General features: G+C 42.0%; 25 protein-coding genes. 4 read left to right on the forward strand and 21 right to left on the reverse strand.

What is annotated here, in order from left to right; all coding sequences use genetic code 11:
* The first annotated feature begins 94 nt into the window (after positions 1 to 94).
* The gene (locus tag AC58QG_RS14220; RefSeq protein ID WP_497362666.1) at positions 95 to 1,993 is read left to right on the forward strand and encodes a TOMM precursor leader peptide-binding protein; all 1,899 of its coding nucleotides are present in this window, start codon (positions 95 to 97) and stop codon (positions 1,991 to 1,993) included.
* A gap of 203 nt (positions 1,994 to 2,196) precedes the next feature.
* On the opposite strand, the gene AC58QG_RS14225 is transcribed toward AC58QG_RS14220, so the two are convergent.
* From AC58QG_RS14225 to AC58QG_RS14255, 7 genes are all read right to left on the reverse strand, one after another.
* A complete protein-coding gene (locus AC58QG_RS14225; protein ID WP_497362667.1) occupies positions 2,197 to 3,441 on the reverse strand; it encodes a serine hydrolase domain-containing protein in 1,245 nt (414 codons plus the stop codon).
* A gap of 300 nt (positions 3,442 to 3,741) precedes the next feature.
* Positions 3,742 to 5,208, reverse strand: a complete 1,467-nt coding sequence (locus tag AC58QG_RS14230; protein ID WP_497362668.1) for a glycoside hydrolase family 30 protein — start codon at positions 5,206 to 5,208, stop codon at positions 3,742 to 3,744.
* The gene (locus AC58QG_RS14235; RefSeq protein ID WP_497362669.1) at positions 5,201 to 6,553 is read right to left on the reverse strand and encodes a glycoside hydrolase family 30 protein; all 1,353 of its coding nucleotides are present in this window, start codon (positions 6,551 to 6,553) and stop codon (positions 5,201 to 5,203) included. Before AC58QG_RS14235 ends, AC58QG_RS14230 begins: the two co-directional genes overlap by 8 nt.
* Positions 6,554 to 6,664: 111 nt before the next feature.
* The gene (locus tag AC58QG_RS14240) at positions 6,665 to 8,245 is read right to left on the reverse strand and encodes an extracellular solute-binding protein (RefSeq protein ID WP_497362670.1); all 1,581 of its coding nucleotides are present in this window, start codon (positions 8,243 to 8,245) and stop codon (positions 6,665 to 6,667) included.
* 67 nt (positions 8,246 to 8,312) lie between these two features.
* Positions 8,313 to 9,176, reverse strand: a complete 864-nt coding sequence (locus AC58QG_RS14245; protein ID WP_497362859.1) for a carbohydrate ABC transporter permease — start codon at positions 9,174 to 9,176, stop codon at positions 8,313 to 8,315.
* A gap of 80 nt (positions 9,177 to 9,256) precedes the next feature.
* The gene (locus AC58QG_RS14250; protein WP_497362671.1) at positions 9,257 to 10,180 is read right to left on the reverse strand and encodes an ABC transporter permease; all 924 of its coding nucleotides are present in this window, start codon (positions 10,178 to 10,180) and stop codon (positions 9,257 to 9,259) included.
* A 171-nt stretch (positions 10,181 to 10,351) separates the two neighbouring features.
* Complete coding sequence (locus tag AC58QG_RS14255; protein WP_497362672.1) at positions 10,352 to 12,634, reverse strand: helix-turn-helix domain-containing protein; 2,283 nt, start codon at positions 12,632 to 12,634, stop codon at positions 10,352 to 10,354.
* Positions 12,635 to 12,816: 182 nt separating this feature from the next.
* Here AC58QG_RS14255 and AC58QG_RS14260 point away from each other — a divergent pair, with 182 nt between their 5' ends.
* Positions 12,817 to 13,848: a LacI family DNA-binding transcriptional regulator gene (locus tag AC58QG_RS14260; RefSeq protein WP_497362673.1), complete on the forward strand. Its 1,032-nt coding sequence runs from the start codon at positions 12,817 to 12,819 to the stop codon at positions 13,846 to 13,848.
* Between the two features lie 82 nt (positions 13,849 to 13,930).
* On the opposite strand, the gene AC58QG_RS14265 is transcribed toward AC58QG_RS14260, so the two are convergent.
* The 12 genes from AC58QG_RS14265 to AC58QG_RS14320 all read right to left on the reverse strand — a co-directional run bounded on the left by AC58QG_RS14265 (position 13,931) and on the right by AC58QG_RS14320 (position 21,365).
* A complete protein-coding gene (locus AC58QG_RS14265; RefSeq protein ID WP_497362674.1) occupies positions 13,931 to 14,815 on the reverse strand; it encodes an AraC family transcriptional regulator in 885 nt (294 codons plus the stop codon).
* A gap of 352 nt (positions 14,816 to 15,167) precedes the next feature.
* Positions 15,168 to 15,347: a VOC family protein gene (locus AC58QG_RS14270; protein ID WP_497362675.1), complete on the reverse strand. Its 180-nt coding sequence runs from the start codon at positions 15,345 to 15,347 to the stop codon at positions 15,168 to 15,170.
* Between the two features lie 41 nt (positions 15,348 to 15,388).
* The gene (locus AC58QG_RS14275) at positions 15,389 to 15,874 is read right to left on the reverse strand and encodes an NUDIX domain-containing protein (RefSeq protein WP_497362676.1); all 486 of its coding nucleotides are present in this window, start codon (positions 15,872 to 15,874) and stop codon (positions 15,389 to 15,391) included.
* A 207-nt stretch (positions 15,875 to 16,081) separates the two neighbouring features.
* Positions 16,082 to 16,675 (reverse strand): DUF2441 domain-containing protein, encoded by a 594-nt coding sequence (locus AC58QG_RS14280; RefSeq protein ID WP_497362677.1) that lies wholly within the window; start codon positions 16,673 to 16,675, stop codon positions 16,082 to 16,084.
* A 144-nt stretch (positions 16,676 to 16,819) separates the two neighbouring features.
* Positions 16,820 to 17,125, reverse strand: coding sequence for a hypothetical protein (locus tag AC58QG_RS14285; protein WP_497362678.1), 306 nt, complete (start codon positions 17,123 to 17,125; stop codon positions 16,820 to 16,822).
* 220 nt (positions 17,126 to 17,345) lie between these two features.
* Positions 17,346 to 17,618: a GNAT family N-acetyltransferase gene (locus AC58QG_RS14290; RefSeq protein ID WP_497362679.1), complete on the reverse strand. Its 273-nt coding sequence runs from the start codon at positions 17,616 to 17,618 to the stop codon at positions 17,346 to 17,348.
* A gap of 94 nt (positions 17,619 to 17,712) precedes the next feature.
* Positions 17,713 to 17,874, reverse strand: coding sequence for a hypothetical protein (locus AC58QG_RS14295; protein ID WP_497362680.1), 162 nt, complete (start codon positions 17,872 to 17,874; stop codon positions 17,713 to 17,715).
* A 307-nt stretch (positions 17,875 to 18,181) separates the two neighbouring features.
* Complete coding sequence (locus AC58QG_RS14300; protein WP_497362681.1) at positions 18,182 to 18,769, reverse strand: hypothetical protein; 588 nt, start codon at positions 18,767 to 18,769, stop codon at positions 18,182 to 18,184.
* Positions 18,770 to 18,946: 177 nt separating this feature from the next.
* Positions 18,947 to 19,192, reverse strand: coding sequence for a hypothetical protein (locus AC58QG_RS14305; RefSeq protein WP_497362682.1), 246 nt, complete (start codon positions 19,190 to 19,192; stop codon positions 18,947 to 18,949).
* Between the two features lie 194 nt (positions 19,193 to 19,386).
* Positions 19,387 to 19,755, reverse strand: coding sequence for a hypothetical protein (locus AC58QG_RS14310; RefSeq protein ID WP_497362683.1), 369 nt, complete (start codon positions 19,753 to 19,755; stop codon positions 19,387 to 19,389).
* Between the two features lie 143 nt (positions 19,756 to 19,898).
* On the reverse strand, positions 19,899 to 20,624 hold the full coding sequence (locus AC58QG_RS14315) for a hypothetical protein (RefSeq protein ID WP_497362684.1): 726 nt from the start codon (positions 20,622 to 20,624) through the stop codon (positions 19,899 to 19,901).
* A gap of 312 nt (positions 20,625 to 20,936) precedes the next feature.
* Positions 20,937 to 21,365, reverse strand: coding sequence for a hypothetical protein (locus AC58QG_RS14320; protein WP_497362685.1), 429 nt, complete (start codon positions 21,363 to 21,365; stop codon positions 20,937 to 20,939).
* A gap of 322 nt (positions 21,366 to 21,687) precedes the next feature.
* Between AC58QG_RS14320 and AC58QG_RS14325 the strand changes: the two genes are divergently transcribed.
* On the forward strand, positions 21,688 to 22,674 hold the full coding sequence (locus tag AC58QG_RS14325; protein ID WP_497362686.1) for a rod shape-determining protein: 987 nt from the start codon (positions 21,688 to 21,690) through the stop codon (positions 22,672 to 22,674).
* Positions 22,675 to 22,865: 191 nt separating this feature from the next.
* On the opposite strand, the gene AC58QG_RS14330 is transcribed toward AC58QG_RS14325, so the two are convergent.
* Complete coding sequence (locus AC58QG_RS14330) at positions 22,866 to 23,003, reverse strand: hypothetical protein (RefSeq protein WP_497362687.1); 138 nt, start codon at positions 23,001 to 23,003, stop codon at positions 22,866 to 22,868.
* A 220-nt stretch (positions 23,004 to 23,223) separates the two neighbouring features.
* On the opposite strand from AC58QG_RS14330, the gene AC58QG_RS14335 reads away from it, so the two are divergent.
* A complete protein-coding gene (locus AC58QG_RS14335) occupies positions 23,224 to 23,997 on the forward strand; it encodes a metallophosphoesterase (protein WP_497362688.1) in 774 nt (257 codons plus the stop codon).
* 93 nt (positions 23,998 to 24,090) lie between these two features.
* On the opposite strand, the gene AC58QG_RS14340 is transcribed toward AC58QG_RS14335, so the two are convergent.
* Complete coding sequence (locus AC58QG_RS14340) at positions 24,091 to 24,963, reverse strand: hypothetical protein (protein WP_497362689.1); 873 nt, start codon at positions 24,961 to 24,963, stop codon at positions 24,091 to 24,093.
* Positions 24,964 to 25,002: the final 39 nt, after the last annotated feature.

The following is a 25,002-nucleotide window of genomic DNA, read 5'->3' on the forward strand; positions in this document are numbered from 1 at the left end:
CCAACCGGCAGTTCCTTCTCTTCTGTCTCGGGGAGATTAGCGTAGTAACCCGACGAAACGAGCTGGGCACATTGCTGCGAGATGAGGTGAACTCGTGAATGCTATCATATCAGTTGTCGGAGAAGGTTTATTGGCTGACTACGTATGCGGAGAGCTATATGACCATTATCAGGTTGTTCGACAGATAGATTTCACTTCAGACATACCGAAAGCAGCGAAATTGGTTGTGGTGCTGCACGATGACTGGCCTTCCTCCGGATACTTCGAGGCTGAAGAGGCTCTGCAGAAGGCCAGCATACCATGGTTGCGGGGCTTTATTTCAATGGATGAGGGCATAGTCGGGCCTTTGGTTCGTCCGGGTACGCCGGGATGCTCCCAATGTGCGGATAACAGGCGTTTCACGGCGTCGCCTGGGGACATACAACACGCAAGATCTTCGCCTTCAGGACTTTGGCATACAGCTCACTTGCTGATTGCCGAGACACAGCGAGTGCTACGGGGCAGCCGAGCCCATACGGAGGAGCATATGTATATCGTTGACCTAAAAACTCTGAATAGCTCGCTCCATTTCATTCTGTCTGACCCACTCTGTGAGGTGTGCGGTCATTTGCCCGACGATTCATCGGTGGCGGCCAACATTTCGCTCAAGCCAAGGCCGAAGATAAGACCCGATAGTTACCGCAGCCGGCCGATAGACGACCTGAAACAACATTTGGCCAAAGATTATATGGATTCCCGGACCGGCGTTTTTAATGCGAAGATGCTTGACCTCGTGTCGCCGTTTGCCGGTGTGGGGGTCAACATGCCGTCGTTTCTGATGGGAGATGAGGTAACGGGAGGCCACAGCTTTTCTTATGCGGAAAGCGAATTAACCGCGATCTTGGAAGGATTGGAGCGACACTGCGGTATGACCCCCCGTGGCAAACGGTCCGTAACTTGTGATAGTTTCAACCATGTTGCTGATCATGCGCTCGACCCCTCCAAGCTTGGGTTATACTCAAAGGAACAGTATTCGCAGCCTGATTTCCCGTTCGAACCGTTTGATCCCGACCTCCCGATCGATTGGGTATGGGGTTATTCGCTAGTGCGAGAGTGTCCGATCCTTGTTCCGGAGAGTCTCGCATATTACAGTTCGGGATTCGGTGACAGTTTTGTTCAGGAAGGCTCCAACGGGTGTGCGTTAGGCGGAAGCTTGGAGGAAGCCATCTTGTACGGGATTTTGGAAGTGGTCGAACGCGACTCGTTCCTGATGACGTGGTACGCGCAGTTGCCTATCCCGCGCTTGGCCCCCAATTCTGTTAACGATCTGGAACTGCGCCTCATGATCGAAAGGCTCCGCGAAGTTGCTGGATACGATGTACACTTGTTTAACATGACAATGGAGAATGGGATTCCGAGCATTTGGGCGCTCGCGAAAAGCTTGAGCCCCGGAAAGATGAATCTTATCTGTGCGGCGGGAGCTCATTTGGATCCGGTACGGGCCGCAAAAAGTGCCATTCACGAATTGGCCGGTAGGTTTAACTTCCTGCAAGAGAATTTTGAGGAGGGCCTGGCTCATATTAAGCAAATGCTCAACGATCCGTTTCTTGTTTTGCAAATGGCGGATCATGCCATGCTGTACGGTTTGCCACAGGCACAAGATCGGCTGCAATTTTTGTTGGACAGAAAACGTCCGCTCAGAACGTTTGACGAGGAGTTCAAGCGTAAGGCAAGTCATGCGGATTTGACCGATGATCTGAAGGACACAATCGAGGTGTTTCGCCGCTTGAACCTCGATGTGATCGTGGTTGATCAGTCGTCGCTGGAAACGCTGCGAAACGGGCTGCATTGCGTAAAAGTTCTGATTCCGGGAATGCTTCCGATGACGTTCGGACATCACTTGCAACGCTTGACGGGGCTGAAAAGAGTACTTCAGGTGCCGGCGGATCTTGAATATGCGAAAGAGGCTCTGACTGCCGGACAACTCAATCCGCATCCGCATCCGTTTCTATAAGACCTGATAAAGCCCCGGTTGCCACCACGCTCTACTGCCCGTTGGTTTAATAACAAAAAGAGACCCTCAGCAACGGGCTGAGGGTCTAAGTATATATTTTAAAGGGGGTCGACTTTTATTATAGGCTTATTTCATTAATGCCACATGAATATAAGATTTCAATTTTGTTACAGTTACTTACCGTACCAGGCGCGGGCTCGGTATCAGTCTTCGATCGCCTGGTAGACCGTGGTCCAGAAGTCGTGGATAAGCCACGATGAATCCGGAGTGGAAGCCCCGACCTGGGTGAGCAGGATTCCGGTGAGCTGTTTGTCCGGATCGGCGTACGTCGCAGTACCGCTTCCGCCGTCCCAGCCAAACTGGCCGATGGACGCGTAGTCACCACGGTAGGTGCGCACCGCCATCCCAAAGCCCCAGCCGCCGTGTTGCCCTTGGCCGAATGACACATGGACGTTGTTTCTGGCCATGGCGTCTCGGGTGGCTTGTTGCTCTGGCGTGAGGCAGTTGGTGGTCATCAGCTGGACGGCCGGACGGGACAGGATCCGTTCGGTCCCGTGCATCCCTTGGTTCAGCAGCATCCGGAAGTAAGCGTGATAGTCGTCGACGGTGGAAACCAGTCCGCCGCCGCCGCCCTGGAACGCCGGAGGCTGGCTATAGCGTCCCCCCTTGGCCTCGTCCCACACGTTGAACTCTCCGGTCTGCGGGTCGGGGGCGTAGAGGGTTGGCAGCCGGTCGATCTTGTCGGCGGGGACGTGGAAACCGGTGTCCTTCATGCCCAGGGGGTTGAAGATGCGTTCGCGCAAAAATGTCTCAAACGGCTGGCCCGTGACCCTGGCGACGAGCACGCCAAGTAGATCGTTGCTGATGTGGTACTGCCAGCGCTCCCCGGGCTGGTACATCAGCGGAAGCGTGCCAAGGCGGCGCATCCACTCATCCGGCTCGGGTACCGGCTCCGGTAGATTTGGCGTGAGCCCCTGCTCGAAGATCGCGTTCATGATCGGAGTGCCTAGCGACGTCATATCCATGCCTAGCCCAAACGTGGAGGTTAGGAGGTCCCGTACAGTGATCGGCCGCCTCGCCGGCACGGTATCGTCAAGTGGGCCGTCGATCCGCTTCAGCACCCGCCGGTCGGAGAGTTCCGGCAACCACTGCTCTACCAAGTCATCCAGCCGTAGCCTGCACTCGTCGAGCAAGACCATCGTCGCCGCGATTGCAACCGGCTTGGACGTCGAGGCCATCCGGAAGATCGTGTCCCGGCGCATCGGCGCGCCACCGTCATGGCGCATCGTCCCGATCGCATCGACGTGTGTCTCACCGTTTCGGCTGACCAGGGCGACGAGCCCAGGAATCTTCCCGGATTCGACATGCCGTGCCAGCACGTTGCGCATTCTGCGCAGCCCTGTTTCGGAGAAGCCGCTGTTGCTTTGTCCCGTTGTAATCTTTGTCATTTGGTTTTCCCTCTCTTCGCCTTTTTATCTGCCCTATTGATCTACAAATTCTCTTTTGTTATTCATGCTTGAAAGCGTGTTTGATGCATCAAAGGGACTGAATATTGGCAATCAAAAGATGACTCACCTCCAGTTCTGGGTGATCAGAATCGAGATATGTCTTGCCCGCCATTGGAGCCGAGCAAGGAGAAAATACTGCCCATTTGATTAGTTCTAATAAATTAGACGAAGTGAACAAGTGAAAAGTTTCCATTTTATTACTTTCTTTACACAAGCTATTGCACTAATCTGCCCATAGCGTCAGTTGCCTTGCTCCCGCGTCCAAACAAACGTAACCACCCCGCCGGAAGGAAGCGAATAGGAAAACGCTTTACTTCCCCGCAGCACCTTAAACTTCCGGCTTTCTTTCGCCGAGTTATATGCTATTAGCACCTCGGATCCATCCGGATTTTGGAACGCAACATCCTCAATATTCTCGTTCCCAAATGTATTCGATTCGATCCGATAAGCACCTGATCTAACGAACTTACTTGCGTGTCCAAAAGCGTAGTATTCCGAATTGTAGGTGACATCTCCGTTCTTCTGATCAATCTTCACGAAACCGCGACAATTCGGACAGCCACCGTTCTTTGGCCCGTAGGAAGCATCCAACGCCAAATTCCATTTGAGCACGGTTCTTGCCCAGTAACGGGTTGATCCGATAATGAGGTTCTGCATATCCCATTTCAGACTGGCTGCGAAGTCAGGATTCCAATCACCTCCAGAGCTTTCGGTGAAATAGATATCTTTGCTCGGAAATAAATCATGCACTTTTTGCTGGCTTGACACTTCGCCCGCATACCCGTGGAAGGCTGATCCAGCAATGTATTGGCTAGCCTCAGGATCCATGAGGATCTGAATTGGATAATACGGTTCATCCCAGTTGTGATCCCATATCACGATCTTCGTTCCTATTTTCTCCTTTTCAAAAGAAGGGCCTAGATACGATTTGATGAAGTTTAATTGATCCGCAGGTTCCATTCGCATGCCAGGGTAACCATCAGGCTCAAAGTGCGGCTCATTCTGCGGTGTTATGGCATCAATCGTAAGTCCTTCCGCAGCATAAGCTTGAACAAACTTCGTAAAATAATCCGCATAGGCTTGATAATAATCGGGATTTAAGCTGCCCTTGATCAAAGAGCTCGTCGTCTTCATCCAGGCTGGTGCGCTCCAAGGTGAACCCATTATTTTCAAATCGGGATTCATTTCCTTAGCCTTCAGAAGCGTTGGAATGATATAGGCTTTATCATACTCGATAGAAAAATTCCTAAGCTCAGGATCCGTCTGCCCATCTGGCATATCGTCGTAGGTGTAATTCTTTAGTGAGAAATCCGTCGCCCCCATCGGAAGCCGCACATAACTGATCCCTATGCCTTGCTTGTGGTCAAAAAGCTTGTTCATCACATTCATTCTCTGCTCAGGGTTCAGCTTGTTTGCAATTAGCCAAGCAGATGAATCGGTCATGGCTGCACCAAAACCATCGATCTGCTGGTACTTCTTCTCTGGATCGACCACTATTGTACTATCATCCTGCCCATTATCCTCACGCCATGACAATTGGGCTTCCTGATGAAGCAACTTGCTTTGATCTGACGTGGTAAGCCAGACGTCCACTGTTTGCTCCGCCGTTCCAAAAGCGAACTTCATCAGTCCAATCATCGCTACGATTGCAATCAGAACAATAAGGGTGATCAAGGAAAAGCGTACCTCCCCAGCCTTTTTACTCATCCTCTCGCCACACCAAAGTAACAGCCGCTTCCCCAGCAATCGTATATGAGAAGCTAATTCCTCCGTTTACAACGTCAAACTTTTTCGCATCCGTAGTCCGGTTCGACACGATCAACACCTTAGAGCCATCTTCGTTTCGGAAGGCTACCGTTTCCAAGTCATCTTCATAAGTGGGTGAAGCAATACGATAAGCTCCTGGCTGCACAAACTTACTGATATGACCAAGCGTGTAATAATCAAGATTATAAGTAAGCTCCCCCGTCTGTTGATCGATTTTTACGATCCCTCGGCACGTGCTGCGTTTAAGGACGGTAGGTCCATTCTTCTCATCTAAGGCGATATTCCACCAAATCACAGACTTCGACCAGTTCCTTGTTGTGCGGATGACATGCTTCATCTGATCCATAAAAGCATCATGAAACGGCGGTATCCACTGCCCGCCGGATGCCTCTGTGAACCACACATCCTTGTCGGGGTACTTCTCCTTTATTTGCGACATTGCTTCATGTCGTCCACCATAAACATGCCACGCTGTCCCAGCAACATACTGGCTAGCTTCGGTGTCTTCGTAGATCGCTTCGGGATGCATCGGTACATCCCAGTTATGATCGTAGCACATAATCTTGGTAGGTTGGTTTCGATGCGCTAGTTGAGGACCCAAATGCCGCTTAATAAACAAAGCTTCCTCCTCAGGTTTCACGATCATCCCCGGATACTCTTTGGGCTCATAGCCTGGCTCATTCTGCATCGTAACCGCGTAGATCGAAATCCCCTCAGCTAGATAGGCATCTAGGAATTTTACGAAATAGTCGGCATACACAGCATAACAATCCGGCTTCAACGTGCCGCCGATCATGTTATCTGACGTCTTCATCCAGCCAGGCGGGCTCCAAGGCGAAGCCATCACTTTCAGCTCAGGGTTCAGCTTCACAGCTTGATGTAGAAGGGGCAGAATATATGACCGATCATGATCGATGTTAAACCGTGTAAGTTCATAGTCGCTTTCGCCAGGCAACATATCGTTATAGCTGTAGATTTTCCATGCAAAATCACTAGCCCCCATCGGCTGACGCAGGAACGATATTCCAATTCCGTCCTCTCGGTCGAATAGCTTCCGCATGAGTTTTTCCCTAAGCTCATCCGTTAAGGAGTTCGCAACTAGCCATGCCGATGCATCGGTGAACGAAGCGCCGAACCCGTCCATTTGCTGGTAAGCCACCGTTTCATCAACCGTGATTAAATATTCCGTCTTTAACTCCATGCCCTCACGAATTGGAATCGATTCCATTCGTGTCAACTTTCTCGTCTCATCGATCGTAGATTCCCATACTTGTACATTACGCATTCCCATGACACCTCCATTGGTTTCATAAAAACGAGAGGCCAACAGCCAGCTCCGACGTTCCCGTCGTTTGCCGCCTTTTGGCCTACAAGTGTTCCTTACATCAATTGGTACTTATTTTATGCCTTTTTCATCGTAATAAGCCGTTGCTTCTTTTTTCACATAGTCAAGTACCTTATCAATACCAGCTGATTTCAGCTTCTCTTGGTACGTTTTGATCGCTTGATCTACGTTCGGAACTAATCCCATCATCAGTGGCTTACCATACTGCTCCATCACTTGATTCACAGCGGCGTATTCCGTTTTCACTGGGTCGTAGTCCATTGTTATAGGTGAGAAAATATCCGGCTTGCTCATTTTTGCAAATTCATCATTTAACTTATCTAAACCATCCCAGCCACCAACGCCAACTTTCATAAGTGGTTTGTTTCTCCAGCCCCAATCAGCAATACCATAACCGGTTACCTTGGTTGCATCTTGACTCTTCGACGGAGTGACGATGTTTTTGCCATCGTTAATCAAATCATAGTTATATCCTTCTAGTCCGTATGTGATCAGGTTATAATACTTCGCATCGGTTCTGATTTTCTCCAGCACCATAAGTGAACGTTCTGGATTGGCTGCGCTCTTCGGAATAGCCATACCGTTGGCAATCGCCATCGTAGGCATGGCAAAGCCTTGCATACGAGTGAACGGGAAGTAGCCGATTTCCATCTTCGGATCTTTCTTCTGTACATCTGTAATGAAGCCCGCAGCGCCCGGCGGATTCCTCCAATACATAGCACCTGTGCCTGCTTTGATTAAATCGCCAGCTTCTTGTTTAGATGAAAGTGTATTCTTGGACCAGTAGCCTTTGTCCGCCCACTCCTTCATTTTTTTAACCCAGTCCGCATATTCAGGTGTAAAAGGATACGCAACAATATCTCTTGGCGTGTTATAGTTTTTGGCTACAATGACTTTACTCTCGCCGCCAATCGTCTGATAACCAGTCACAGCAGAGAACAATGTGCTCACTTCGTTCCATGCGCTTCCGTTGATTGGAATCACGCCAGGCTTATTCTTCTTAACGCCGTCGAGATACGCCTCAATGGACGCAAGATCTTTGATTTCTGGCAGGTTCAGCTCTTTTCTCCAGTCTTCACGGTAAACAATCCCATTCGGTGTAAATTCTGGGTTCGTGTTAGGGACCGCATAGATCTTGCCGCCAATTGTAACATCGCCCCAATCTTGCGCAGGGACTTGCTTCTGAACTTGTGGTGCGTATTTCGGAAGCAATGCAGTCAGATCCAAGAAAGCACCTTGCTTCGCATATTTGAAGTACCCTGCCCATGAGGAAGCAAAGATCATGTCGATCTTCTCGCCAGCAGTCAGCAATAGATTATATTTCGTCTGCCAATCATTCCATGTCGTAAAGTTTAATTTAACTGTCGCATTCAAGTCTTTTTTCAACATTTTATTGAATTCTTCCATAACTTTCGGTGTATCTTGATGAACATCACCTACCAAATACCACACAAGTTCCACGGATTTAGATGTATCCGGTCCGGATGGTGTAGGCGCTGTTGTCTGATTCCCTTCTGCTTTTACAGGTGCGGATGATGCACTAGGCGATGTTCCGCTATTGCTGCTGCATGCCGTTAGAGCAGTTGCTGCCAACAAAACAACGGCTAAAAGGGTGCCGATCTTTCTTTTCATTTTGACTCCTCCTTATAATGGACAAAAGATATCTATGTTAGCCGATTTACCGGTTCTAACCGTTGTTCTAACCTTTGACTGCACCGATGGTCAGTCCTTTAACGAAATATTTCTGAACGAATGGATACAAGAGAACGATCGGACCTGTAACAACAACAGCGACGGCCATTTTCAGCGTTTCAGCAGGGGCTTTGAAATTGACGGCCGCCAAATTAGCGGCAATGTCCGTACGCAATACGGCGGCATTGGCAAGTATTTTGTATAAGAAGAACTGCAACGGGAACTTGCTTGCTGTCGTAATGAAGATGTTGGCGGTGAACCAATCATTCCAATAATGCAGAGCAAGAAACAAGCCTATAGTTGCGAGTCCTGGTGTGGATAAGGGGATAATGAGGCGACTGTAAATCGTGAAATCATTCGCGCCATCAATACGTGCGGACTCAATAATGGAGTCTGGAATCGATTTCATAAAATTCTTCATTAAAATAATGTTCCAAGCACTGATCATCGCAGGTATCAGCATGGCTAGATAACTATCCTTCCATTCCAAGTATTTCACCATCAGAATGTACCACGGGATTAAGCCCCCGCTAAATAGAGTTGTGAAATACATGAAGAACGCGACCGAATTGCGGTACTTGAAATCTTTGCGAGCAATGACGTAACCAGCCATGGATGTTAGGAACAATCCGAAGATCGTACCTATAAGTGTGATGTAAATGGTCACTCCATACGCACGGAATATTTGATCAGGATTCGAAAAGACCGCTTTGTAAGCATCGATAGATAATGCGTTCGGCCATAGCTTAAACCCTTCTCCGATAATCTCATTTTCCGAAGTAAATGAACCCGATATTATTAACCAAAATGGCAGCAGACAAAGCACCGATAGAAGCGCTACCGTTCCGTACGCAATGGCTATAAAAAGCATCGTCTGTGGATCTCTCTTGCGTCTCATGTCAGTCCTCCCTAACGTATTGCAATTGCAAAACTGGCTTCGTAAGCAATTGCTTAAAACAATGCGTAATCCTCACGGACTTTTTTCACGATATAATTAACTGTCAGAACAAGTACGAAACCGAAGAACGATTGGTACAACCCTGCCGCTGAACCCATGCCAATATCGAAGTTAACCGCTAGCGCTCGATACACATAGGTATCAATAATATCTGTTGCGTCATACAACAACCCGTTGCTGCCAATGATTTGATAGAACAAATCGAACTGCCCCTTGAGAATCCCACCTAAACTAAAGATGATGAGTAAGATAAAAGTCGGTGTCAACAGAGGAATTGTAATGTGCCTAATTTGCTGGAAAATATGAGCCCCATCGATCTCGGCTGCTTCGTAATATTCATCACTAATGCTCATGATCGCTGCCAAATAAATGACAGTACCATACCCGAGTCCTTTCCATACATTGAAGAACACGATGATGTACTTCCACGGTGCCGTATTTAAATAAAAATCATACGGCTGCGCACCTAACTGTTTCAAAATGGTGTTAATAACGCCTGTATCTGAGTTGAACAAGTTGAAAACGAAGGCGCCAACGAGAACCCATGAGATAAAGAAAGGCAAGAACATAATCGACTGGGTTATTTTCTTGAAATATTTGTTCATAATCTGACTCAAGAAAATAGCGCAAATTAGCTGAAGGAAATTACCGATGAATATAAAGGCTAAGTTAAACAAGACCGTATTTTTCGTCAGATTCCATAGTGTACCGGATTGGTACAGAAATTTGAAATTTTCCATGCCGATGAATGGACTGCCGAAGATTCCCCCATCGAAGCTGAATTTCGTGAAGGCCAAGTAAATACCGACCATGGGGGTATAGCTGAATACGATAAAAAAGAGAATTGCGGGAGCTACCATTAGAAACATAATTTTGTTCCTGGACAATTCCGTCCAGAAGCCTTTCAAAGCTGTCATCCTCTACTCCCCTCCAACCTTTGTGGATTGTGAATTTTCTTGGTTGCAAGCCCTATACTAGAGCTTTTTCCATGTTTGGAGCAACTAACCATATCCGACTATTATCATTTTTCACTGCCTGAATACATTATTTTCCACGTCCGTACTCACTTTTTACGCTTTTTAGGTCACTCATCCAATATCTTGCATGTTTCCATCAAGCATTCGTCCGTTTCTACGGAAGTCAGCAGGCGTGACGCCATTTATTTTCTTGAACGCTTTATAAAAATATGGACTGTTTGAGAATCCCGTTCTTTCTGCGGTATCCCCAATAGGAAGTTCTGTAGTGAGTAGAAGTTCCCTTGCTTTGGCCATGCGCACCTCGATGATATAATTCAGAATCGTATTTAAGGTTACCTTTTTAAATAAACGACCAATATACGTTGCAGATAAGCCCATTTCCTCAGCAATGCTATCCAGTGAAAGCTCATGTTGCATGTAATTCTGCTGCACAATGGCCATAATTTTAGCTACGACTTCGTCATGCCTCGTGCTTTTCTTATCATCCAAGCTATTCGAAACCTGCTCGAATACATCGAAGAAAGGTTGGTACATGTGCTCAACCAGTTCTGCCTCGTTTAAACCGGAGAGCAGTGCATTGACACTTAAATTCAAAGAGATATCATTGTTCTTCTGAATGGTGGAAACTGCGTTGTTCACTGCGAAAGCCAAGTGTGAAACAGCCAAATGATAAGACATGTAGGAATAGCCTGCGGTTTCCTCAATGACCTCACGGAAAATGCGCTGCACCTCATTAATCCGCCCCAGCATCAGTTCTTCAATTAATAGCTTCTCCTTCGAAATCGGATACACATAGGCTTTGTTCTTCAGCGCTTCAATGTGATCCGCATAAATCAAACAACTGTAACCAAAAAAAAGCCGATGAAATAGAGCTTCCGTGGCCTGTGCATATAATCGACTTACGCTTCGCGTATCCTCTCCTGTCATACTCACAGCAATTGAAACGGAAACTTTGATGAAATCCGCTATGGAGGATTGAATTTGTCGCCAAAGGCTTTCAGGCATAACAGACTGGCTATTCGTCGCATTTTCCTCTAAGTTAAATAAGACTGCTATCCGTTCGTCCCCCATATCTACGGCAAACGACTGGCACGAAGGTCCGAGTAGCTCTTGTGTAATGTTCATGATGCCGATTTTGAGCAAACTCCGATCTCCTACGCTATATTTGGCCACTAGCTCTTGGTACCCGTCAATCTTCAGCACACTTACTGCGAATTGTTTCCTTGCATCTAAGCCAATTTCAAAGGATTTGAACTTGTCCCCCAATACGTCTGGATTGCTGCTTCCCGATCCCAAGAGCAGATTACGGACCAAGTCTTGTCGCAGCGCGAGGAAATGGTTTCTTCGTTCCAACTCCAGTGTCGATAATTTCACGAGCTTACGGTTCACATGTGTGGACCATCTACGTGTGATGAAATATGAGCTAAATAATCCGAGTATTAAAATAGCAACGGCAATCGCAACGGTGTAAAGCCTCATATCATTAATGCGACTCGTAATGTCGGCATAAGGCACAATCCGTATGTATCGCCAGCCAAGCACATCGGGTGCTGTGTAGGTGACTAATGATTTAACGCCATCTGAGTCCGAGACAAAATAACCTTCCGATTCGCTGTCTCCAAGCACTTTATGTATGTAAGGTTTACCTGACAAGTCCGTCAACATGCCATCCTTCCAACTATTCGTAATAAGGATGCCCCGATTGTCGAGAATAAAGGTGTTTTTATCCGAGTTGGAGATCGTCCCATCGATGTTTTTGTGCATTTGTGTTTCGGAAATATTTACGATAATGACGTTCTTATCATCCTTAGGCGAGAGTGTGTCATAGAGCAGGAAACTGTAACACCCTCTTTCCTTTTCCTGCATGTTCAATTTCAAACTCTCAAATGGAATCTTCCGAGGAATCGGCATTAAGGTTTGATAATCGGAGGCGTGCCTTACAAGATCCACAGCCGTTGTGTCGTAGAACTCGTCTGACTTCCACACCGAATTCGTGCTAATATCCGCACTTGTATAGAACGTATCCTTCTGATAGTTATATATGTAAATAGAGTCAATGAATAGCGATGTCGCCCGGTACGAATTCAATTGGGCCATGGCAATGCTTGTATCCAGCGGATCTCCCGAAGAAAAATAAAGCAGCTTGGATACGTTCATATCGTTATAAATTTGCTTCGCCAATGTTCTGGCATTGAGTGCCATAATCGAAGCCTCTTGACTAGTTTGGGCAAGACTCGTTAACGTTTGACCGTATGTCTGATTTAACGAGATATCTTCAAAATAAACATGTAGAATGCCGGAAAGCACCACAATTGTTATAACGATGGTTACCGTAAAGGACCTGAAAATGGAAGCCGAGAATTTCATGTTGGAATCCGTCGCTTTTATTTTCAATATCGTCACCTCTTTTTTGTTGTGAAATCGATTTCATATTCTCCATTATAAATTACCTTGTAACCGCATTCAATTCATTTTTAATAACCTATGAGCATTGCTTGAAATCGATTCCAAAGTATCCTATACTTGATTCAGATGAACACACAGTTTTGTGTAATTTGGATAAAAGGTTGATACTCATGGATACTACGATCAAAATCGTCGATGTCGCTCACCGAGCAGGCGTTGCCCCCGCTACAGTTTCACGTGTTCTGAATAATAGCAGTCAAGTAACACCGAAGACAAGAGCGAAAGTGATGAAAATCATTAACGAACTTGGCTACCAACCTAATTCCGCTGCGAAAAATCTTCGTTCGCAAAAAACAATGACCATCGGCGTCATCGTTCCTGATATAAGTAATTCCTACTTTTCCGAAATCATTAAGGGTATTGAGAACATTGCTTATTCTAAAAAGTATAAAGTCGTCATTTGCGATACGGCTAATAATGAAGAAAAAGAACTCGAATTTCTGAATCTATTAACAACACGTACAATTGATGGGGTCATTCTTGTTGCTCCGATGATATCTGATGAAGAAATTCTGAAAATTGCTGATCATGGCCACGCGATTGGCATTGTTGGTAAGCGAATTGATCATGAGCGGATCCCCTGCATCCTTACGGATAACGTGAAATTTTCCATACAAGTTGTTAACCATTTGGTTGAGCAAGGGCATCGGAATATTGCCTTCATCAATGGCTCAGCTCGCGCAGTTGATAGTTATGATCGTTTGGAAGGTTATCTGAAAGCATTGAAAGAGCATCATATCCCCTTTCAACCTGAATTAATCGAAAATGGGGACTTTAATGAAACCGGTGGATATGAAGCGATTCTACGACTTTTTGATAAAAAGCTCCCCTTTACGGCTGTTTTTGCAGCAAATGACGAAATGGCTCTTGGTGTCTATCGGGCTTGCTCTGAGCGTAATATTCAAATTCCAAATCAGCTTGCCGTATTCGGCGTCGATAATAATCGCATCAGTCGATATTTAACGCCTCCATTAAGCACTGTCAATCAGCCGAATTACACCATGGGTGCTTTGTTGGTTGAGAAATTAATCGACATGATGCATGATAATGAATTTTCGGAGAATCGCGTGTTTAAAATAGATTCCGAGCTACTCATCCGCGGCTCATCCGTCAACCGTACACAACAAAAAGACCTGGATTAGAATCCTGGTCTTTTTGTTGTAGCAATTTTAGCGTTTTTTCACTTACTTCATGTTACCTTAGGAGGGGATAATTAGGTTGTAATTAATCAGCTGAATTTATCTCTGTCTTTTTTCTAACTGGCATCCAAATTTCACTATATACATTTTCCGAAGTACCATTGTGCTTTGTAAAAGAAATCCCAGGTACATCTGCTGCTACATCATACCCTGAAGAGGGCAACCATTCAGAATAAATTTTAGCGGTAGTTTCTTGAAGCGTAACAGGAAAAGGTCCTTTATTTGGGAAAATTGCCCATAAATTTTCTTCAATAGAAAGTTGTTCTAAGTCATCGAATGTATTTTCTTTTGTAGTTGCAAATCCAATCATATGAGTCAAGTATCCTTTTTCTTCTAAGAAACTATCATCAAAATCATAAGATACATTCAAGACTTGATGAGGAAATAAATCAGCTAATTGATGCATTTCATTTCTTTGTTGTTCTGTAATTGAATAGGCTAGTTCCAAGATAGCATTATTTACACCTTCGAATTGAATGGGTACTCTTTTCGATACACCTACGATATTAAACTTCTCTTTCTTTTCAATTTTAAATTCCATTGATATTCCTCCTCTTATATCAATAAAGAATAAAAATTTGGGAAATGATTTTTGAATTTTGTTTTTAGTTACTTCTGAAGGTAAAAAACCACTCCATTCACGAAAGGCTCTTGAAAACCCTTCTATAGATTGAAAACCATATTTATAGGCAATCTCTGTCACTCTTGCTCCGTTAATTAGTTCAACATTTGCAACTGATAGTCTCCTATTCTTGATATACTCATTCAATGACATTCCAGCCATATACGAAAACATTCTTTTAAAATGATAATCAGATAGACCTACAATTTTTGATATATCCTTTCCTGAGATTTCTTCCGTCAAATGTGTTTCAATGTAGTCCATTAAATTATTGAGTTGTTGTAACATTCATTTCCCTCCTTTACAAATACATTTTATCTGTAAAATTTATTGTCCGCTCGATATTTATTATACGTAATTGATCGGAACAACTAACTTATATTGAGTTTGTTAAGTAGGTTAGCTCCGGTCGAGAGTGTCTTCAAGTGATTTCTGTACATAAAGAAAAGCCCAAGCATCCTTACCGCTTGAGCTGTAACTGGCTATATATAAATTATTTTGGTAAATGTAGTTCTAAAAATAAAACTTTCAGAGACAATGGTTCACGCGTGTTCTAAGGGGTGTACCTTTTTCTCGCCGCTGGCTTTTTTAAATTTTACAGCTCTGAAAATTTAAAAAGTGAAGTGAAAACCAAGAATGCCTACTCCTGGGTTACAGCCCTCATATCCATATACGCAATTCCCCATAAATGCCCATCCAGGTCTTCAAAGCTTCTAACGTACATGAAGTCATGATCCGCCGGATCTTTGGACTGCTCGCCTCCCGCGGACAACGCTTTGTTTGTCTTATTTATAAATGAGTTTTGAAGTACTTCTGACAAATTAGATAAAATCAGTCGACTTGTTGAACTAACGTTCTCCGTTAGATTAATGACTTACTCTGTTGAATTTCCTGTTCTTCAACGTAATTTCGGTACTTATCGCCGTTGTAATAATTAATAATGTCCTCATTAATTTCTGGATATAGTTGAATAGAACATAATTCTGAAATAAGAATCCACTTTACACCAATTTGCTGGGGATCAGGATTAACAGGTATTTTGGGGCATGAACCTGTTTTGAGTTTACATTCAAATGTAACTCCTACAGAGTGAGTGTCACCGTAGATGTAATTACTTTTCGTGGGTTGATATTCATAAACAAATGCAACTGGACCGACTTCTACTTCGACACATGCTTCTTCTTTTGCTTCCCGTACTACAGCTTCTGTCAGTGTTTCACCTGGCTCAAGTCCTCCTGCTGGAAGGTTGTAATGTACGCCATCATCATTATCGTTTTTGAACTCAACAAGTAAAATAGAACCTCTTTCAATAATTAATGCACAAGCACGAAGTCGTATCTTTTCCATCTCATATCACATCCCATGGTAAATATTATTAGCATGGAATATTGTACCATTAAATTAATATTGTACCTATGACTTATCAATATGAGGAATATTATTGAAGATAACTGCCCGTTAGTGGAGTGAAGGGCTACCACTGGGCAGCCCTTCAAAATGATTAACTATCGTTATCCGTTAGTTCAATGGTTTATCAAACAATCCTTGTTTAGATTAAGGGGAGAATTCATCAATAATTTCTACTACTTCAATTTTTCCGTTAATCAACAGCTCAGGAAGTTCGTTTTTTACATTGCCTTTCCAATATTCTCTGGCTTGTTCGATTTTTTTAGAGAAAGGAATTCCATCTTCCTTTGGTAACAGGTTCCCGTCACCCTCAAAGATATTCCCAATAACTCGAAGTTTAACTATCTGCAAAACTTTTCGGTGGTAAGAATCAAATAGTTCTTTCCATCGCAAAGCATCCTCATAGTTTTTCGTAGCGTATAAGCAAGACAATCGTGAAGGATATTCAGGATGTTCTTGCAGTCTAACCATTTCAACTATGACTTCTCTAATAGCTCTGATTGTTTGACCTACATACCTAATAGCAACATCTGCATTTTCTTTATCCATCTTCAAGCCTTCATTTGAATAATGACCGTGCAAAATTTGAATAAAGTCTTCACCTTTGGAATTCATCTGTTCCTTCTCAAAAAAGAAGTGAGATAATGTGTTTTTTTGGTTTTTGTCAAAGTTTATTATCTGACCAAGGTCCATTTTTTTCCTAGTGACAATGTGATAAACATACAATTCGCTTTCTTGCATGGAATGCCCCCTATTAACCATTATTAACGTAGGTTTATTCGGCATTTACCAGTATTATCCTGCCCTTTTCTTCAATAGGCTGCCTATCGATGCCGGCAGCCTCTTCATGGTTTCTTATTGAACAAACGTTCCCCGTTAGTTCAGCTATCCTTTCTTTAAATAACTTAAAGACAATAAGCCTTTGACAAAACATGCCATACTGATAGCCCAAATTATGCCGATCACGGCAATAGTCACAGAGTTATTTATTGAACTTGTAAAAGCCCTAGTTTCAAGTATTCTTATCCAAGTCAATGCACCAAAAGTAAATAATATCAGATGACTCAAAAACCACCCAAAGCCACGCTTATTAAATTTTATCATCAAGCCAATCACTAGCACTACAACAGGAATTATTACAATTAGTAAGCCTGCTCTCAGTAATACAGTGACTTCTTCTTCCATAAGCATAAAAATCACCACCCGTTCTCAAACCTAACAAATATTCCCATATATTCAGACTCTGTAAATACAGTAAAAGTTGCGTTAATCTGCCCGTTACTTGAGATTAGGCAACCAATCCGCCCAGACTGGCTGCCTATTCATGTTTCTATTGAACTCTCGTTACCTGTTAGCTGAGCGATCAATCCTAGATGCCAAAGAATCGCTGTTTCGCTAGCTATAATTTTGGTTATAGTAGCTTAAACATGGCTATCTCAAACTGTTTCAATAATCTACTGCCAATTCTAGTTTTCCTGTAATCCTCTTTGACAAATAAATAGTTAAGGTACGCATGCAACGTAGAGGTCTGGTCAACCATGCCTAATGCGAAACCTACAACTTCACCATTATGTACAGCAACCAAACATGTATCACGGAAAAAACGATAAAAATTGAGATAGATTGAATCTCTATCCTTTGGTAGTGGTGAACAATCCATTTCAGCAATTTGAAGTGCAGTCACATCGTTAATCTCTTGAATAATTATTTACAAAATAGAAGCTGCCGCGAATCAAGCCCCTGAACTATAGTTATCCGTTAGCGTAATAAATATGGATTTATTTCCTTTTAAAATAAGCAAAAATCAAGATCCAAAGAATGCATCCAAGTATAATTTGAACTCCACTTTCTTGAATATGAGTGCCATTCCCACTCATTAATATTCCCGTAAAAAAACCCAACATAAGACATACAAGTATCTCAAGCAATTTGGCTGTCATATTTATGCGTTCCTCCTTTTCTTTTGGAAAAGATAGTGACTAAATGCAAAATTACATGGATAATAATTCCACACGTCTATCATAGAAACCTGCCCAATTGCTTAATGACAAAAGGAGCAGCTGCCACGGCAATCTGCTCCTTGTTTTGTTCAACTATCGTTTCCCGTTAATTAAATGTTTTCCAACCTAATCACTGTTACTCCATAATTAGTATACACTTTGGCGCAAACTGCCCGTTAGTTAGGAAAAGGCAACCGATCATTAGGTCGGCTGCCTTCTCTTGTTGTTATTGAACTAACGTTCTGCGTTAGCTCAGCAATACTCCTCTTTTAACTTGCAACCAATCTTTAAAGTCCTCTTCGGAATTTATGTCATCTTCAATAACTGCATTATAAATATCTACACTAAAGAATTTTTTGCGGTATAAGGGATGATTAAATACACTGTTCTTCAACTTTAAAATCGCCATTCGTTGCACCACATTAATTTGGGATTTCAATTCCTCTATTTCTTGTTTTTTTTGGTCGAAATCCTTGGATGAAATCGCCCAGACATCTACCTTCCAAGCATTTGAAATAATAGTTGCATAACACCCCCAATAATATCCCTGCGGTAAGTGTTGTGTCTGCCCAATAAACTCATTACGATAATTCATTTTTGAGGGTTTAATACATAAAGAAATTTCCTTACCCAATTCAAAAAATGTTTCCTCATTCATTTTATCGTTAGCTAAATAAATATCTAAATCTCTCCAAGTCATTAAGTCCAGGAAGTAGCTTCCACTAATAAATACTTTACCGTATCCTTCCAATACCCGAATTAAGCCGTTTTCATGTAAAAGTTCGTCTGCTTCTGTTTTAATTAAGGAATTAAGTGCTTCCAGTCCAGAATTCATCCTTTACCTCCAGCAGAGTTAGTTATTTAATTGCTTCCGCGTACTACATACATGAATACATTACCATATATTGTAACTTCCCTGCCCGTTAACGTAATAAAGCTACCGTTGCTTCGTCACACGGCAGCTTCTTATAATCGTTGATTGAGCTCTCGTTCTGCGTTAGCATAACAACTATCATGTTGCGTTTTTTATTTGCTCTTCTAAAATTTCTATGCGTTTATTAATGGATTTATCGTATTGAAACATGACTCTTAGGAGAACAAGAGCACTGGACTGAATAGCACTTACAGCAATAGCCATGTCATGATTTTTAACAGTTGTGTCTTGCTTTGCTTTTTCAATAATTTCTGGTAAAGAGGCATATACGTTTTCAAGTTGTCTTGAAATTTCCATCTGTAATTCATCAAATTCTTTACTCACTGTTCCACCTACCCTTGAAATTTACAATTCTGTACGTTATTAAAAAGTAAAAGTTTCAATCTCCGTTCCGTTAATCTGCCCGTTACTTTAACGAAAGCAGGGAGCAACTGCCACGTGGCGGGGCTGCTCCCTGCTTATTACGCTATAGTTATCCGTTAGTTTAATGACCTCATCTTTAACTATAATAATAAATCTTATTTGTACTCCCAACTTTTAATAATATTATATGTGTATTTTGAAAAATCCTCATAAGTTACACTGCCATAATACACAGAAACCTTTAACCTTTTTGTTATTAGCTCCCCTTGTTCTTCTACATTTGAAGGTAAATTTTTCAATAACAATATCACAGGACATTCGTATTTTCCATGCTTCCAATTGTGTTCTCTTGCGATATCGAAATAACTATTAGTTCCATTTCGATCTCTAGATAAAGCTTCACACCATTCCCATGTATCCTCATAGTCACTATAATAGTCAGGTAACTTTAGACTTAGTTTCAGGTTTTCAGTAATCTCTGGTAGTTCTCTTTTACTAAAAAACCAAAATTGATTTTCATTCACTAGTTATCCTCCTAATAATGCATTAGTTCGGCATCCCATCTCCTGATGCATTATGCTATAGTTCTGCGTTAGCTTAATCAGAAATGCCTCGAGCAGACGGGGGCGAATGCCCGAAGCGTGAATATGGTTTTATACGACGGATTTTAACCTTCTTGAATAAGCTTCCATGACTTCTTCGAATAAACTAACCAAATCTTATAGTCTGTTATTTCATCCTTTAATTCATAAACTTTATCCATGTCTCTGTAATGTCCAACTGTAGTTATTGGTATCTGAATCTCATCTTTACCTTTTTTGATCTTTGATAAATCTATAAATAAACCTTCCTTTGTGAATACCAATAGAACTTTTGAAATATCACTTGGGATATTAATGATCGATCTTCTCGTCAATTTCTGTGATTTGAATACAAGTACTTTTGATAAAATCATTTCATAATCCTCTAGCTTTGTTACGTAGAGTTTATTAAACCAACCATCATCATGTGCATAATAAGCAAATCTTACCTTTGGTATCTCGTGCAATGGCTTTGCAAGATGACCAAAGAATAATAATTCAGCGATTTGTATTTTAGTCAATTGATCGAGATCTTCTTCTTTATTAAAATCAACCCAGCAAAAATCTCCATAACCATATACGTAATCATCAATTAATTCATTTATTTCTTGAGATGTTACATAATCAAATCTGGAGTGCTGATTCCACTCAGCATTATCAAAATTATGTTTAAGCAAAATTAGGTTTTCTGGTCTATTATCTACACAAGCCATAAATTCACTGAATTCAATACCATATGAATAAAAGCATTTATTATCTATGTCGCTACCACTTACATAGATTATCTCTCTAATATTCTGTTTTTTCTTCATTGGATTTGCCCTCATATCTTATATGTATATTGATTTGTTACATCTGTCGTATAACGTCATATTTGCGAACTTTGCAAACACCTTAATGTTTTACATATTCGTGAATCGATTAAACTATCCTGCCCGTTAGCACAACAGGCTGCACGCGGCAGCCTATTTACGTTTGTTCAACTATAGTTCACCGTTAGCTTAATAACGTGACCTGTCTTATTCATGATACAGTTCTCCGTAATGTATTTAATGTATCTAAACCAAACTTGTATATATAGAAGAATAAGCCACTCCTGATAATGACACCTACTTAGGCTGCTCCTAATTACTATGACTCACTTGTGTTTCCTTTTGTATTCCGTCGGGGGTTATAACAATTTGCCAAATTTCACCATTATCCCCTTTATAAAAATAAGAGAACATAATTGTTTTGTTCTTAATCACATTGATATAGAGTTGATATTGTAAGTTCCCATTCTTAATTTCACCATGTGCTACACGCTGAATATCAGGTGTATATTTAAAGCTTTCCTTTGTTTTATCAAATATCCATACATCACTTCCATCCCCGTAACCTCTAAATGCCTCTTGTCCAAACTTATTTTTAATTTCATTTTCAGTCATTCCAATTTTTGCATTGTCTTTTAAATATTCAATTGTTATCAATGGGTTTGGGTTTTGGTCACTACACCCACTATTCAAAAACAATATAGATATAAAAAGGATGATATGGCAGTATATCTTTTTCATAAAAGGCTCCTCCTTTGGTTTTATAGTCTTATTACGTTTCCAAATCTTGGAAAGTTCCGCTATACTGCCCCTTAGCTTAACGAGCTGCCGAATTGCTCAAGTAGCATGACTTGCAGCGAAACTGGTTAATACAATAGAGCATCCAGTCCTACTTTTTTCAAATTATCGCAACTAAGAAAGCCATAGTAACCTTCAAATGCATCTTCGGAATCCCTGATTAGGACGATTAATAGTGAACTTGTGGATTTTTCTACAGGTTTTTTTATGTAAAAATTGGACAATATAACCATGAATGAAAATACTCAAGAAGGGGGTACATTTTATGTTCCAACGTGATTTGGGGATTGATTTAGGGACTGCGAACATTTTGGTGTATCTGAAGGGAGAAGGAATCATTTTAAACGAGCCGTCCGTCATTGCAATCAATGATAATGGAAGCATTGTTGCCGTAGGTGAAGAAGCCAAAGCGATGGTCGGACGAACTCCCGGGAATATATCTGCATCTAGACCTCTGAAAGATGGAGTAATTGCTGATTACGAGACCACGGTTAAGATGATGAAATACTTTATTGATAAATCTAAAAAAAGTCGGTATTTTTCTAGTAAACCCAGAGTCGTTGTCTGTGCACCCACATGCGTTACCTCTGTTCAAATCAGAGCGTACAAGAATGCTGCCAAACAAGCGGGGGCCAAAGAAGTCTATATTATTGAGGAGCCTTTTGCGGCGGCGATTGGAGCTAATCTCCCGGTATCAGAACCTGTGGGTAGTATGATTGTAGATATTGGAGGCGGGACTACAGAAGTTGCGATTATCTCATTGGGTGCTATTGTGATAAGCGAAACCTTGAAAGTCGGCGGGGATGAAATGGACAGAATCATCGAAAGTTACATCAAGAAAAAATACAATTTATTAATCGGCGAGCGGACTGCTGAAAAATTAAAAATCAACTTAGGCTGTGCCTTGGTTCCAGAGGAAGAAACCACATTCAATATTAGGGGAAGAGATATTGTTTCGGGGTTACCGAGGTCTTTAGCTGTAAAATCTCATGAGATACACGAGGCTTTAGCGGATATCATTAAACAAATTAGCGACATTGTTAAACGAACGCTCGAGCAATGCCCTCCGGAATTATCGGGAGATATCATTGAACGGGGTGTTGTTTTAACAGGAGGTTGCGCATTGCTTGCGAGATTGGCTGAATACCTACAAGCTGAGATTCGAACTCCTGTATTTGTTGCAGAAGATGCTCTGAATTGTGTTGCTATTGGGACAGGAAGAGCATTAGAAAACATTGCAGTGTTGAGATGACAACAAACAAAATAATATTTTTTACAAAGAGCCTGTGAGAATCTTGCCGTCGGGTTCTTTTTTTCGTAAAAATAACTAAAATCAGTAAAAATGTATTCATGTTAGCGTAACAAACTTTCTCGTTTATGTTAGCGTATTAAACCTGATGATTCTAACTCTCGAAGAACTTCCTCTGAATCACTTTCTGAATTTTACAATTGAATCATCTCTGCTGTAATCGAGAAACCGTTATAAATCTTTTCAATAATTTCAATTGATGGTGTTATTTCAAAGTAATCTTCAGCAAATTTCACAAAATCCTCTGGTGTGTGGAAAATTGCATTCACCATAAACAGGCAGTCTATGGAACACAAACTCTTACCACGCTCTACTGCCCGTTAGCTGAGAAGGCTGCCGTTCTATGCTGTCGGCAGCCTTCTCCTGATGTCTATTGAGCTATCGTTACCCGTTAGTTCAACAGGTTCGATTTGTTGGCTAACCTCCACTAGATCTGATAAAATATTCTTACCGTGAAAGTACGGCGATATCACAGCCGAAGGGAAGGGGACAATGGATATCCTGCTTCTATACATTTTTTTTGCGGCTATCGTGCTTCAACTTTTGTTTATCGTCCCCACTCAGTGGCTGAAAGTCGAGCGGATTCGGTATCCTTCCGGACTTGGAATCCGAGTTCTACAAATCAGCGACTTACATGTGGAAAGACTTAGGATCGGATGCAGCAGACTGCATCGATTGATTTTAGAAGAGAAGCCAGACTATATTGTGCTAACCGGTGATTTCACCATGAAATCTCGCCATTTGCCCAAGGTAAGTCGATATGCGGAAGTAATATGCTCTACTGGAATTCCAGTGCTCGCCGTATTAGGCAATCATGATCATAGACTGCTTTCTGCTGACCTGGACCGCCTTGTACAAATTCTTAAGCACGCAGGCGTTAAAGTACTGATCAATGAATCCTTCGAGACAGCGGGCATACAATGGATCGGCATTGATGATTTTACGAGCAAGAAAAGCAGAGTGCACAAGGCCTTCCATCAAGCGGATCCAAACAAAGCTTGCTTGGTTTTGACCCACACGCCGGAATTGGTACTTAACATAAATTATAAGTATACCTACTTAATGGCTGGACATCTGCATGGTAAACAGTTTAACATCCCCTTTTTCTTTCGTATCATAAACAAGGGAAAGTTGGCAGCCAGTGGCGTTTATAAAGGGTTGCATCATGGAAAAAATGGGCCGTTCTACATCTCTGCAGGCATAGGACAGGCAGGTCTTAATGCTCGTTTTCTTATACGAAGCGAAGTGACCATTCATTACCTTTAGTCAAATGAATTGAACTAGCGTTACCCGTTAGCTTAATAATTTACTTTCAACTAAGTCGCAAAATTCTTGGTTTCTTATGGATTTTAATAAAACTTACTTATTTGAATTTGTAGTAACTTGTTGAACCTTTTTAGATAGTAGCTCAGCTAGTTCATCTTTTGGAGGAGATGTAATGCCTGGCTCCTTATTTTCTACTGCTCGTAGTTGTATTTCAACTTGAGCTTGTATAATTACATCGTTCACTTCTTTTTCTGATACATTCTTTGAAGCTGCAACTTCAATAACTGTCTTACCTGTATCTAATTCTTTTTGTAGTTCCGCTGCATCCATTTGCAACAATTCAAATAGTTTAGCGTTATTTAACATACCAGCACCAAATCCTTTGAGGATACCCTCTTCGGCTTTCACATAGATCTTTTTTTCTTGGTTAGAAATTTCATTGACTTGTTCACTTTTTTGTACACTTTGAATCGGTTTTACATTTTCTTTTTCATCAGCTAGAGCTTGTTCGTTATCTAAATCCCATATATTTCTTTCATTAATCGCGGATTCCGTCCATTTAATCATTGCCTCTTTTTTACTAGGATCGGGTTCAATTCCTTGTGATGCATTAAACTCTTCCTGTGATTTTGCTGCAATTTCAGTAAAGAAATCAATTATCTTCTGTTTTGGAACATTTTTAGATTCTGCAATTTCAACGATGGATTTACCCGAAGCTAATTGTTCTTTCACAGTGGCGGCATCCATTTTAAGTAAACTAAATAATTTATCGTAATCTAAGTATTCTGCGCCCGGCCCTTTATATTCAAAATCTTGCGGTTGTCCTTTGGGTGCATCGAATACTTTTCCGCTTGCACTTATTACTTGCTTATCTTTTAATGATAACTTAGAACTAGCAAAGGCGCTTCCTGCTCCTACAACTAATACTGCTGCTGTCAAACCCATAATTAATAATTTCTTTTTCATATAATCACCTATTCCTTTGTTTTTTCTTACACATGAAAT

The organism is Paenibacillus sp. J22P169 (genome assembly GCF_059691995.1).